This is a genomic window from Pseudomonas sp. GM74, assembly GCF_000282455.1.
In the GTDB taxonomy this organism is placed as follows: Bacteria; Pseudomonadota; Gammaproteobacteria; order Pseudomonadales; family Pseudomonadaceae; genus Aquipseudomonas.
In genome coordinates, this window is the sequence record NZ_AKJG01000038.1 from 21,122 (window position 1) to 34,013 (window position 12,892).

Below are 12,892 nucleotides of genomic sequence, written 5' to 3' on the forward strand. Positions count from 1 at the left end.
GACAAAACAGGGTGGTTACAGAGTCAAGAAGCCGTCATAGAGGCCGTAGGCCGCCACCAGGGCGCCGACGACCACCGCCGCGAAAATCAGCTTCTCGACATTGGTGAAAACCGGTTTGTTTACTTCAAGCTTAGCCTTGGCAAACAGGATCACGCCGGGGGCATAGAGCAGGGCGGACAGCAGCAGGTACTTGATGCCGCCTGCGTACAGCAGCCAGATCGCGTAGACCAGGGCCACGGCACCGATGACGAGATCCTTCTGCCGCTCGCCCGCCGCGCCTTCGTAGGTTTCGCCGCGGACCGCCAGCAGCAACGCGTAGGCTGCCGACCACAGGTACGGCACCAGAATCATCGAGGTGGCGAGGTAGATCAGCGACAGGTAAGTGCTGGCCGAGAACAGCGTGATGATCAGGAATACCTGCACCATGGCGTTGGTCAGCCACAGGGCGTTGACCGGGACATGGTTGGCGTTTTCCTTGCGCAAAAACGCCGGCATGGTGTGGTCCCTGGCGGCGGCGAACATGATCTCCGCGCACAGCAGCACCCACGACAGCAATGCCCCCAGCAACGAGATGATCAAACCTACGCTGATCAGCACCGCGCCCCAGTGACCCACCACGTGCTCCAGCACGGCGGCCATCGACGGGTTTTGCAGTTTGGCCAGCTCCGGCTGGGTCATGATCCCCAGCGACAGCACATTCACCAGGACCAAAAACAGCAGCACGGTGACGAAGCCGATCACGGTGGCCTTACCCACGTCGCTGCGTTTTTCCGCCCGGGCCGAAAAGATGCTCGCGCCTTCGATGCCGATGAACACCCACACGGTGACCAGCATCATTTTGCGCACCTGGTCCATCACGCTGCCCAGGTCAGGGTTCTTGAGGCCCCAGATGTCGGCGGTGAAGATGTCCAGTTTGAAGGCGAACAACGCGATCAACATGAACAGCACCAGCGGCACAATCTTGGCGATGGTGGTCACCAGGTTGATGAACGCTGCTTCCTTTATTCCTCGCAGTACGAGGAAATGTACGGCCCAGAGCAGCACCGAGGCACCGATCACGGCAGCAGGGGTATTCCCCTCCCCAAATAGCGGAAAGAAGTAGCCGAGGGTGCTGAACAGCAAAACGAAGTAGCCAACGTTGCCCAGCCAGGCACTGATCCAGTACCCCCAGGCGGACGAGAAGCCCATGTAGTCGCCGAAACCGGCCTTGGCGTAGGCGTATACCCCGCCATCAAGATCGGGTTTGCGGTTGGCCAGGGTCTGGAATACGAACGCCAGGGTGAGCATGCCGACGGCAGTGATTGCCCAACCGATCAGAATGGCGCCGACATCCGCGCTGGCGGCCATGTTTTGCGGCAAGGAAAAGATCCCGCCACCAATCATCGAACCGACGACTAATGCAACCAGTGCGCCGAGTTTGAGTTTTCCGGGAGCTTCAGACATTGCATGACTCCAATGCAGGAGAAGAGAGGCAACAGACTAAGTCCGTTGGCTATCCAATCAGCTGACTTGGATCATTAAATGAGAGCGTCCCGAGTTTGTTGGCGGAGTGCCATCATTTGCAAGGCGGCTGCTTGTAATGCTTGTTCTAGAGCCTTTTTGTAGGTTGTTTCAGTTATTTTGTGTTTTGTTTCGAATTATGACGCTAGTTGGTTTTTCAGAATTCGCCAATCTTCTCCGTGGGTTTTTTGTACAAAATGGATGTATTGGAAAAGCGTATACAACAAATGATTATATCGGCGCCTCTAATAGCCGTTTTGTGCAAGTAAAAAGACATAGGTTGGCGTTATCCAATAAACGTTATTACGCTTCAACAGTTTAGTTGACGTCCGATATGTGACGATCTCGCGGCACTTGTCGCCCCCTCGGAGAAATGGAGATGCAACGATGTCGCAATCACCGAGCAAGCTTCGCCTGAGTGCATTGATCGCGTTGGTGGTGGGGTCGATGATTGGCGGCGGGATATTTTCCCTGCCACAAAACATGGCGGCCAGGGCCGATGCCGGGGCGATCCTGATCGGTTGGGCAATCACTGCCGTCGGCATGCTGACCCTCGCGTTTGTGTTCCAGACCCTGGCCAATCGCAAGCCGGAGCTGGACTCCGGGGTGTACGCCTATGCCAAGGCCGGGTTCGGCGACTACATGGGCTTTTCTTCGGCCTGGGGGTACTGGATCAGCGCCTGGCTGGGCAACGTCGGTTACTTCGTACTGCTGTTCAGCACCCTCGGTTATTTCTTTCCGGTCTTTGGCGAAGGCAACACGCCGATCGCCATCGTCTGCGCTTCGGTGCTGCTCTGGACCGTGCATTTTGTGGTGATGCGCGGGATCAAGGAGGCGGCGTTCATCAACCAGGTGACCACCGTGGCCAAGATCGTGCCGCTGATCATGTTCATCGTGATCGCCGCCGTGGCGTTCAAGGCGGACATCTTTACCCTCGATATCTGGGGGCGCAACAACCCGGAGTTCGGCAGCGTGATGGATCAGGTCCGGCACATGATGCTGGTCACCGTGTTCGTGTTCATCGGTATCGAGGGCGCCAGTGTCTATTCGGCCCGGGCGGAGAAACGTTCCGACGTGGGCCGGGCGACGGTGATCGGGTTCATTGGGGTGTTGGCGCTGCTGGTGCTGGTGAATGTGCTGTCGCTGGGGATCATGACCCAGCCGCAACTGGCGAAACTGCAGAACCCCTCGCTGGCGGCTGTGCTTGAACATATCGTCGGCCCCTGGGGCGCGTTGCTGATCAGTGTCGGCCTGGCGATTTCGCTGTTGGGGGCGTTGTTATCCTGGGCGCTGCTGTGCGCCGAAATCCTGTTCGCCACGGCGAAAGACAAGACCATGCCGGCATTCCTGACCAAGGAAAACGCCAACCGTGTGCCGGTCAACGCGATGTGGCTGACCAACTCGATGATCCAGCTGTTCTTGCTGATCACCCTGTTTTCCGCCGGCACCTACACCAGTCTGATTTATCTGGCGTCTTCGATGATTCTGGTGCCGTACCTGTGGTCGGCGGCCTATGCGGTGTTGTTGTGCGCGCGGGGTGAAACCTACCAACAGGCTCCCGCCGAGCGGATCAAGGACTTGCTGATCGGTGGCATCGCCCTGGGCTACGCGGTGTGGTTGCTGTATGCCGGCGGCCTGAAGTATTTGCTGCTGTCGGCCTTGCTGTATGCACCGGGTGTGATCCTGTTTGCCAAGGCTCGTAATGAGCAGGGCAAGCCGCTGTTCACGGTCGTCGAGAAAGGCATTTTTACCTGTGTCATCGGTGGTGCGGGGTTGGCGGCCTATGGGTTGTACAGCGGGGTGCTCAGTCTGTGAGGTTGCTGCTGGCGTACCAGCCGCCCCTGGACTGGCCTGCTTTGCTGGGGTTCTTGTCGGCGCGAGCGATTGCTGGCCTGGAAACGGTGGTCGAAGGTGTCTACTCGCGCAGCATCGACTTGCATGGCGTTCACGGTACGTTTTCGATCCGGTCTGCCGCATCCCATGCACTTGAGCTGAGCCTGGACTTTCCTGACCCGGGCGCCGTACCTGAAATTGTCGCAAGGCTGCGGCGGATGTTCGACCTGGATGCCGACCTGTGCACGATTCACCGACACCTGGCGGTTGATCCGCTGATGGCACGGTTGATTGCCGAACGTCCCGGGTTGCGAGTGCCGGGGGCGTGGGATGGGCTGGAACTGGCGATCCGTGCGGTGTTGGGGCAGCAGATTACGGTAGTGGCGGCGATCCGGTTGGCGGGGAAGTTGGTGGCGCAATACGGTGTGCCATTAAGTTCACCGCAGCCGGGATTGAGCCATGTGTTTCCTACGGCTGAGGTGCTGGCGGGGGCGGATCTGGCGACGCTGGGCATGCCGAAAAGCCGAGGCCGGACATTGTCGGGATTGGCTCAGGCATTACTCGATGATCCGCGACTGTTCGAGTCCGGGCGGGAGGGGGGCGTAGCGCGGTTGCTGGCCTTGCACGGGGTTGGTGACTGGACGGCGCAGTACATTGCGTTGCGACAGTTGCGGGAGATGGATGGGTTTCCCAATGGTGATGTTGGGCTGATCAATGCGTTGGTGGCGCTGGAAGGGGGGCCGGTGACGGCGCGGCAGCTTTTGGCGCGAGCTGAACCATGGCGGCCCTGGCGAGGGTATGCGGCGCAGTTGCTGTGGACTTCGTTGAGTCGGGCGGACTGAGCTGATCCGGAATTTGTACTGACAGTCCTGACGCCTTCGCGGGCAAGTCGGATCGCCGCACCGCCGCTCCCACATTTGATCGCGAAAGTCAGGAAAAACGCAGTCCCTGTGGGAGCGGGCTTGCCCGCGAAGGCGATCTGACGGTCACCACCACTGCGCGCGATGTGAACCCAAATCAGTTGCTGGCAATGTCCATTGCAACGGTGTCCCCGTCATCTTAAGCGGCACATGCAACCGATACGCCGGCCCCCACGGCGTCTGCTCCACCACCATTCCCTGATCCTTTTGATCCTCTGCCCGCAACGGCTCATCGGCCCCGGCCCCCGCCTCGATCAACAACTTCGCCGTACGCGCCAACGACAATCGCGCCGAGCCGCCTGTACCGTCGCTCAACCGTTGTGCCAACAATCTGATCGCACTGGCCGCCATCAAGTACCCGGTGGCGTGATCGAGGGCTTGCACCGGCAATGGCGTCGGCTTGTCTGCCTGCTTCCAGCGCATGCCCGCTTCGGCAATGCCACTGCTCATCTGCACCAGGCTGTCGAAGCCCCGTCGGTTTTGCCAGGGGCCGCTCCAGCCATAAGCGTTGAGGCAAACGTCGATCAGACCGGGGTTCAGTTGCCGGCGCTCAATCATGCCCAAGCCAAGTCGCTCCAGTGCATCGGCACGATAGCCGTGGAGCAGCATGTCGGCGTCCTTGAGCAGGCATTCGAATACGGCGCGGTCGGATTTGTCGTTCAGATCAAGACGCGCGCAGCGTTTTCCCAAAGTGACTTCCGGCACCACCCCTGGCTCGTTCCAGGTCGGCGGATCGATGCGCAAGACATCGGCGCCCAGGCCTGCCAGAAAGCGACTGGCGATGGGGCCTGCCAATACTCGGGTCAAGTCCAGCACCTTGATGCCGGCCAGTGGGCGAGCAACTGAAGCTGTCCACGGTTTGCGGCGCTGGCTTGGGTAGTTGGCGAATTGAATCAAGGGTTCGGCATTCACTGCCTGGCCTTGAGGATGGGTCTGCCATTGTTCCCGGGTGCGCATTTCGGCGGCACAGCCACCGGCATCGACCACCGCCTGCTCCAGTTCGCTGTTCGCCCATCGAGCCACTTTGCCGGCCATCGCTGCGCGGTCGGTACAGGCGCCGAGCACGCTTTCAGCAGCGGCGCGGTGATGGGGCGCGTTGGTGTGCAGGCGAATCCAGCCATCGCGGGTGGCGTAGTCACCGGCCACCGGGTCCCATAGCGGCGGAACGCTCCAGCCAAGCGGGCGAATGGAGGTCGCGAACCAGAATGATGCGAGGCGTCGGTCAACTTCAAGGTCGGGCAGGAGCCCGGTTTGCTGATGCAGCAGTTCGCTGGCGGCCTGGCCTGCGGCAGCGATGCTGGCGCAGGCCAGATCCGTGACGGCAAACGCCGAGGGCAGGGCGCCGCTGGACGTGAATGGAATCGGGGTGTGAGGCAAACCGAGTGCGGCTTGAATGGACGTGAGCAGATCAGTCATCGAAGGGCTCTCCGGAGCGAGAGCCAGATCTTAGATCAAATCAGGTGACAAGCCAGATGAAACCTGTGGGAGCGGGCTTGCTCGCGAATACGATCCATCATTCAACGATGATGGTGACTGATACACCGCATTCGCGAGCAAGCCCGCTCCCACAGTTTCCGGTGGTGCTGCTTACACCCGGAACTGATCCATCAACTTCATCTGGTGGGTGGTCAGGGTGTTGAGCTGGCTGCTGATCTGCGCCGATTCGGTGGCTTGGCCGGTCAGGGTTTCGGTGACGGTGCGGATCGCCGAGACGTTGCGGTTGACCTCTTCGGCGACGGCGCTTTGCTGCTCGGCGGCGCTGGCGATTTGCAGGTTCATGTCGCTGATCACAGTGACCGCGTCGCTGATCTTGCCCAAGGCCTGGACCGCCTGCTGGATCTGCCCGGCATTGCTGTGGGCCTGGGTCTGGCTTGAGTGCATGGTGGCGACCACGCCGCGGGTGCCGCTCTGGATGCGTTCGATCACCAGGCGAATTTCTTCCACCGAATCCTGGGTACGCTTGGCCAGGTTGCGCACTTCATCGGCGACCACCGCAAAGCCACGACCGCTTTCACCGGCACGGGCGGCTTCGATGGCGGCGTTGAGCGCCAGCAGGTTGGTTTGTTCAGCGATGCTGCGAATCACCTCCAGCACCGAACCGATCTGCTCGCTGTTGACCGCGAGAGCTTCGACTTCGGTCACGGCCTTGCTGACTTCTTCGGCCAGTTGATTGATGTCGCGGGTGCTGCGCTCGATGATCGACATGCCGTCGCGGGCCGACTGGTCGGCACCTTTCGCCGCGTTGGCCGCGTTCGAGGCACTGTTGGCGACATCGTGGGCGGTGGCGCTCATTTCGTTGGACGCGGTGGCGACCTGGTCGATTTCGCGGAACTGCACCTGCATGCCTTCACTGGTCTGGCGGGCGATTTCCGAAGACTGGTCGGCGGTGCCGCGGGCATCGGTGATGCTTTGCTTGATCTGAGCGATGGTCGGTTGCAGCTTGTCGAGGAAGCGGTTGAACCAGCTCACCAGTTCGCCCAGTTCGTCCTTCTTGCTGTAGTGCAGGCGCTGGGTCAGGTCGCCGTCGCCACTGGCAATTGCCTTGAGCATGTCGGCCACGCTGTTGATCGGGCGGGTCACGCCGGATGCGGTGAGCCACATCAGCAACAGCCCGAGCAGGCCGGCAATCACCGCCACCGACAGCGTCTTGATCGTGCCGCTTTGCTGGGCATCGTCGAGTACCGCTTGCAGCTTCACCGAGTCGGCCAGCAGCACTTGTTTCGGCAGGTCGATCACCACGGCCCAGGCCTTGGCATCGCTGATCGGGCTGACCGGGTACACCGCGCGGATCAAGTCGCCTTGCTGGAGAATCTTCGGCGCGCCACTGGCGAGCAATTGCAGGATGTCCTTGCCATCGCCGCCCAGGGTGTCGCCGATGTTCTTGCCGACTTTGCCGGCATCGACACTGTAGGCGGCCAGCACGCCGGTGCCGGAAACGATGAGCATGTGCCCGGCACTGTTGAACAGGTCGCGCTGGGAGTCGACCGCCGCCGCTTGCAGGGCGTCGAGGGCGATGTCGATACCGACCACGCCGATGGACTTGCCATCCACCAGCAGCGGCACGGAAATGGTGGTCATCAACATTTCCTTGTTGCCGACCGTATCGGCATAGGGGTCGAGCAGGCAGATACGCTTGCTGTCCCGAGGGCAGGTGTACCAGACGTTGTACGGCGTGCCGCTGAGGTTCAGGGTGGTTTTGGTCATGTCCTCCTCGACCATGATCGTGTTCAGCGTTTCGCCACCGGCACGGCTGAAGTAGGTGGCGAAACGACCGATCTCGTTGGACTGGCGCGCCGCGTCATCGACGAACTCGCTGTCCTTGCCGTCCAGGCCGTTGGGTTCGAACGCCAGCCAGATCCCCAGCACCTTGCTGTTGCGCTCGAAGGCGGTTTTCAGGCTCTGGTTCAACTCTTCACGCAGGGCGCCGGGCTCGAGCGAACGCTTGGCGGCCAGGTTGCGCATGTCCTGGATCTGGTCCGCCAGGGCAGTCACCACCGTCAGGGTTTCACCGAAGGTCTTCTGCACCCGCACCGCCTGCTCGGCGGCCTTGGCCTGCAGCAGGTCCTGCACACTGGCGGTGAGCATTCTGCTGCTGGAATCGCTGACCAGATCATCGTTCTGGTTGGTCTGGTAGATGTTCATGCCCACTATCAGGGCGACTACCCCCAGCAGGCACAGACCGGACAGCAGGACGATTTTCAGGCGGATGGACAGTGAGTCGAACATAGGGCGAACTCGCGAATGGATGAAGTGTTGGCTGTGGGCCGTTGCGGCTCACTCGCTAAATCCATTTAGCGCCGATCAATGCACATCGGCGTGAAGGCCAGGTTACATGAATGGGGTACCGACGAACGGTAGTGGTTGAACGTTTGCGCAGAAAAATGTGCCGAAAATGCGGGTAAAAAGAGGAAAAAGCGTGGGGGGGAGTTCAGGTGGATTGAGGATGCGATTCCGGCCGTGACCAGATCCACAGGTTGCCCAGCCCCATCCCGGAAATTGCCAGGTAGATCGGCCAGCCGTGCTCGAGCGTCAGCAGCATCAGACTGGCACATAACAGAAGCTTTACGCGCGACCCTGCAAATAGCTCACGTAATCGGGAATCCGATGGGTATGCGCCTGATCCATCAACGGGCTGCTGAGCAGGTAGTCGGCGCTGCATTCGTTGCAGGCCACCGGGATGTTCCACACGGCCGCGACCCGCAGCAATGCCTTGATATCCGGGTCGTGGGGTTGTGGCTCGAACGGGTCCCAGAAGAACACCAGCATATCGACCCGTTGCTCGGCGATTTGCGCACCGAGCTGCTGGTCGCCACCCAGCGGACCACTGATCATGCTCTCCACGGGCAGGTCGAGGCGTTGTTGTAACAACAATCCCGTGGTGCCGGTGGCGACCAGATCATGCCGGGCCAGCCTGTCTTTCTGTCGTTCGGCCCAGTCCAGCAGGAACACCTTGCAGTGGTCATGGGCGACCAGGGCGATACGCTTGCGCGCCGCCAGGGTCTTTTGCGTAAAAGTAATGCCGATCATTGATGCTGCTCCAGACGCCTGTGAGGTGTTGCAAATACCTGTGTAGGAGCTGCCGCAGGCTGCGATCTTTTGATCTTGTTTTTCAGCGAAGATCAAAAGATCGCAGCCTGCGGCAGCTCCTACAGGTGGATAGGCAGCGCTTTACTCGGCGTTACACAGCGCCAGGCAGTTATCGAGCATGCGGTTGGAGAAGCCCCACTCGTTGTCATACCAGGCCAGCACCTTGAGCAGCTTGCCGCTGGACTTGGTGTGGTTGGCGTCGAAGATCGACGACAGCGGGTTGTGGTTGAAGTCGCTGGAGACCAGCGGCAGGGTGTTGTAGCCAAGGATCTTCGAGTGCTGGCTGGCTTCTTTCATCAGCGCATTGACCTCATCGGCCGACGCTTCGCGCTTGAGCTGCACCGTCAGGTCCACCAGCGACACATTGATCACCGGTACGCGCACCGACATGCCGGTCAATTTGCCCGCCAGTTCCGGCAGCACCAGGCCCACCGCTTCGGCAGCACCGGTCTTGCTCGGGATCATGTTCTGGGTGGCCGAACGGGCGCGGTACGGATCGACGTGATAGACGTCGGTCAGGTGCTGATCGTTGGTGTAGGCGTGGATGGTGGTCATCAGCCCGCTTTCGATGCCCAGCTCGCGATGCAGCACCTGGGCCACCGGGGCCAGGCAGTTGGTGGTGCACGACGCGTTGGAAATAATCTGGTGCGACTGGCGCAGAATGTCGTGGTTCACCCCGTAAACCACGGTAGCGTCGGCGCCTTTGGCCGGGGCCGAGATGATGACTTTGCGCGCGCCGGCCGTAATATGCGCGGCGGCCTTGGCCCGGTCGGTGAATAGACCGGTGCATTCGAACACTACATCAATCTTTTCCGCGGCCCAGGGCAGGTCGGCCGGGTTGCGGATGGCACTGACCGAAATGCGGTCGCCGTTGACCGTCAGGCTCTCCTGGTCGTGCTGGACATCGGCATCGAACGTGCCGTGAACGGTGTCGTACTTGAGCAGATGAGCATTGATCGCGCTGTCGCCAAGGTCGTTGATGGCAACGATCTGCAGATCCTGACGGTAGCCCTGGGTATAGAGTGCGCGCAGGACATTACGGCCGATGCGGCCAAAACCATTGATTGCGATTCGAAGAGTCATAGTGCGGCGCTACCGTCGTTTTGTTGTTGGAATTACAAGATTATTCGTAAAAAAATAGAAAACAAGCCTTTTTGATGGCAATATTTTGTTCGATCTACAACGAGTGACCTGAATCAACTGGTCCGAATGGTCAAATAAACCGTCCGTCATCCCATCGACACCGGCCTTTGATCAGCATAGACAATCAGGTCGCCACATCCGTTAGCCTGGAGTTCTACACATGCATCCCCGCGTCCTTGAGGTCACTGAACGGCTTATCGCCCGCAGCCGCGCCACGCGCGAGGCCTACCTTGCATTGATCCGCGGTGCGGCCAGCGACGGTCCGATGCGCGGCAAGCTGCAATGCGCCAACTTCGCCCATGGCGTGGCCGGTTGCGGCAGCGATGACAAGCACAGCCTGCGGATGATGAACTCCGCCAACATCGCGATAGTTTCGTCATATAACGACATGCTCTCGGCGCACCAGCCGTACGAAGTCTTCCCCGAACTGATCAAAAACGCCCTGCGCGAAATCGGCTCCGTCGGCCAGTTCGCCGGTGGCACGCCAGCCATGTGCGATGGGGTGACCCAGGGCGAGCCAGGCATGGAACTGAGCCTGCCGAGCCGCGAAGTGATCGCGTTGTCCACGGCCGTGGCGCTGTCTCACAACATGTTCGATGGCGCGCTGCTGCTCGGCATCTGCGACAAGATCGTGCCGGGCCTGATGATGGGCGCGCTGCGCTTCGGCCATCTGCCGATGATCTTTGTGCCGGGCGGGCCGATGGTGTCGGGCATTTCCAACAAGCAGAAAGCCGACGTGCGCCAGAAGTACGCCGAAGGCAAGGCGACCCGCGAGGAGCTGCTGGAATCGGAAATGAAGTCCTACCACAGCCCTGGCACCTGCACCTTCTACGGCACCGCCAACACCAACCAGTTGCTGATGGAAGTCATGGGCCTGCACTTGCCGGGCGCGTCCTTCGTCAACCCGAACACGCCGTTGCGCGACGCCTTGACCCGCGAAGCCGCGCACCAGGTCACGCGCCTGACCAAGCAGAACGGTGACTTCATGCCGATCGGCGAAATCGTCGACGAGCGTTCCCTGGTCAACTCGATTGTCGCGCTGCACGCCACCGGCGGCTCGACCAACCACACCCTGCACATGCCGGCCATCGCCATGGCGGCGGGCATTCAGTTGACCTGGCAGGACATGGCCGACCTCTCCGAAGTCGTGCCGACCCTGAGCCACGTCTACCCGAACGGCAAGGCCGACATCAACCACTTCCAGGCCGCGGGCGGCATGTCGTTCCTGATTCGCGAACTGCTGGAAGCCGGGCTGCTCCACGAAAACGTCAACACCGTGATGGGCCACGGCCTGAGCCGCTACACCCAGGAGCCGTTCCTCGACAATGGTCAGTTGGTCTGGCGTGAAGGCGTGACCGACAGCCTCGATGAAAGCATCCTGCGTCCGGTCGCCCGTGCGTTCTCGCCAGAGGGCGGCCTGCGGGTGATGGAAGGCAACCTCGGTCGCGGTGTGATGAAAGTCTCCGCCGTAGCCGTGGAAAACCAGATCGTCGAAGCGCCGGCCATGGTGTTCCAGGATCAGCAGGACCTGGCCGATGCGTTCAAGGCCGGTTTGCTGGAGAAGGATTTTGTCGCGGTGATGCGCTTCCAGGGTCCACGCTCCAACGGCATGCCGGAGCTGCACAAGATGACGCCGTTCCTCGGCGTGCTGCAGGATCGCGGCTTCAAAGTCGCGCTGGTGACCGACGGGCGTATGTCCGGTGCGTCGGGGAAAATTCCGGCGGCCATTCATGTCAGCCCCGAAGCTTATGTCGGTGGCGCTTTGGCGCGGGTGCAAGAGGGCGATATCATCCGCGTCGATGGCGTCAAAGGCACCCTGGAACTCAAGGTGGACGCCGAAGAATTCGCAGCGCGCACACCGGCCAAGGGCCTGTTGGGTAACAACATCGGCACCGGTCGCGAGCTGTTCGGTTTCATGCGCATGGCCTTCAGCTCGGCGGAGCAGGGCGCCAGCGCCTTCACTTCTGCCCTGGAGACGCTTAATTGAAACTGGCTTTGGTCGGTGACATCGGTGGGACCAACGCACGTTTCGCGTTGTGGAAAAACCAGCAGCTGGAGTCGGTCCAGGTGCTGGCAACGGCAGACTTCCCCAGCCCGGAAGAGGCGATCAGCCTCTACCTCAACGGTCTGGGGCTGGCGCCGGGTTCGATCGGTTCGGTGTGCCTGTCGGTGGCCGGTCCCGTCAGTGGCGATGAGTTCAAGTTCACCAACAATCACTGGCGTCTGAGCCGCAAGGGTTTCTGCCAGACCTTGCAGGTGGATCAACTGTTGCTGGTCAATGACTTCTCGGCCATGGCCCTGGGCATGACCCGTTTGCAGTCCGGCGAATTCCGCGTGGTCTGCGAAGGCACGCCGGAGCCGTTGCGCCCGGCGGTGGTGATTGGCCCGGGCACTGGCCTGGGCGTCGGCACCTTGCTCGATTTGGGCGAGGGCCGGTTTGCTGCGTTGCCGGGGGAGGGCGGTCACGTCGATCTGCCCCTGAGTAGCCCGCGTGAAACCCAATTGTGGCAGCACATTTTCAACGAGATCGGCCATGTCAGCGCCGAAACGGCACTGAGCGGCGGCGGCTTGCCGCGTGTCTATCGGGCGATCTGCGCGGTGGACGGGCACACGCCTGTGCTCGACACGCCGGAAGCGATTACCGCTGCCGGACTGGCGGGCGACCCGATTGCCGTGGAAGTGCTTGAGCAGTTCTGCTGCTGGCTCGGTCGCGTGGCGGGCAACAACGTACTGACCACCGGTGGGCGCGGTGGCGTGTACATCGTGGGCGGGGTGATCCCGCGCTTTGCCGATTTCTTCCTCGAAAGCGGTTTCGCCCGGTGCTTCGCCGACAAGGGTTGCATGAGCGATTACTTCAAGGGGATTCCAGTGTGGCTGGTGACGGCGCCGTATTCGGGATTGATGGGGGC

At 60.9% G+C, this 12,892-nt stretch carries 9 protein-coding genes and 2 pseudogenes; 4 read left to right on the forward strand and 7 right to left on the reverse strand.

From position 1 onward, the window contains the following. Positions 1 to 15: 15 nt before the first annotated feature. Positions 16 to 1,443: an arginine-ornithine antiporter gene (gene arcD / locus PMI34_RS21895; RefSeq protein WP_008047382.1), complete on the reverse strand. Its 1,428-nt coding sequence runs from the start codon at positions 1,441 to 1,443 to the stop codon at positions 16 to 18. 444 nt (positions 1,444 to 1,887) lie between these two features. On the opposite strand from arcD (PMI34_RS21895), the gene arcD (PMI34_RS21890) reads away from it, so the two are divergent. Beyond that, on the forward strand, positions 1,888 to 3,315 hold the full coding sequence (gene arcD, locus PMI34_RS21890) for an arginine-ornithine antiporter (protein ID WP_008047384.1): 1,428 nt from the start codon (positions 1,888 to 1,890) through the stop codon (positions 3,313 to 3,315). Continuing rightward, on the forward strand, positions 3,312 to 4,175 hold the full coding sequence (locus tag PMI34_RS21885) for a DNA-3-methyladenine glycosylase family protein (RefSeq protein ID WP_008047386.1): 864 nt from the start codon (positions 3,312 to 3,314) through the stop codon (positions 4,173 to 4,175). Before arcD (PMI34_RS21890) ends, PMI34_RS21885 begins: the two co-directional genes overlap by 4 nt. 144 nt (positions 4,176 to 4,319) lie before the next feature. On the opposite strand, the gene PMI34_RS21880 is transcribed toward PMI34_RS21885, so the two are convergent. The 6 genes and pseudogenes from PMI34_RS21880 to gap all read right to left on the reverse strand — a co-directional run bounded on the left by PMI34_RS21880 (position 4,320) and on the right by gap (position 9,923). Then, entirely contained in the window at positions 4,320 to 5,669 is a 1,350-nt protein-coding gene (locus PMI34_RS21880; RefSeq protein ID WP_008047388.1) for a CoA transferase, read from the reverse strand. 171 nt (positions 5,670 to 5,840) lie between these two features. Beyond that, on the reverse strand, positions 5,841 to 6,596 hold the full coding sequence (locus PMI34_RS29645; RefSeq protein WP_443216118.1) for a methyl-accepting chemotaxis protein: 756 nt from the start codon (positions 6,594 to 6,596) through the stop codon (positions 5,841 to 5,843). A 102-nt stretch (positions 6,597 to 6,698) separates the two neighbouring features. After that, positions 6,699 to 7,979, reverse strand: a pseudogene (locus PMI34_RS29650) (PDC sensor domain-containing protein); the annotation flags it as partial. 202 nt (positions 7,980 to 8,181) lie between these two features. Continuing rightward, a pseudogene (locus PMI34_RS28725) lies at positions 8,182 to 8,319 on the reverse strand (DUF454 domain-containing protein); the annotation flags it as partial. Continuing rightward, positions 8,316 to 8,780, reverse strand: a complete 465-nt coding sequence (locus PMI34_RS21870) for a methylglyoxal synthase (protein WP_008047403.1) — start codon at positions 8,778 to 8,780, stop codon at positions 8,316 to 8,318. The pseudogene PMI34_RS28725 and the gene PMI34_RS21870, both read right to left, overlap by 4 nt. 141 nt (positions 8,781 to 8,921) lie before the next feature. Beyond that, positions 8,922 to 9,923 (reverse strand): type I glyceraldehyde-3-phosphate dehydrogenase, encoded by a 1,002-nt coding sequence (gap, locus tag PMI34_RS21865; protein ID WP_007974423.1) that lies wholly within the window; start codon positions 9,921 to 9,923, stop codon positions 8,922 to 8,924. A gap of 220 nt (positions 9,924 to 10,143) precedes the next feature. Between gap and edd the strand changes: the two genes are divergently transcribed. Next, positions 10,144 to 11,970 (forward strand): phosphogluconate dehydratase, encoded by a 1,827-nt coding sequence (gene edd, locus PMI34_RS21860; RefSeq protein ID WP_008047407.1) that lies wholly within the window; start codon positions 10,144 to 10,146, stop codon positions 11,968 to 11,970. Beyond that, positions 11,967 to 12,892 (forward strand): glucokinase (locus tag PMI34_RS21855; RefSeq protein WP_008047409.1); only part of this gene is annotated, 926 nt, incomplete at its 3' end. The genes edd and PMI34_RS21855, both read left to right, overlap by 4 nt.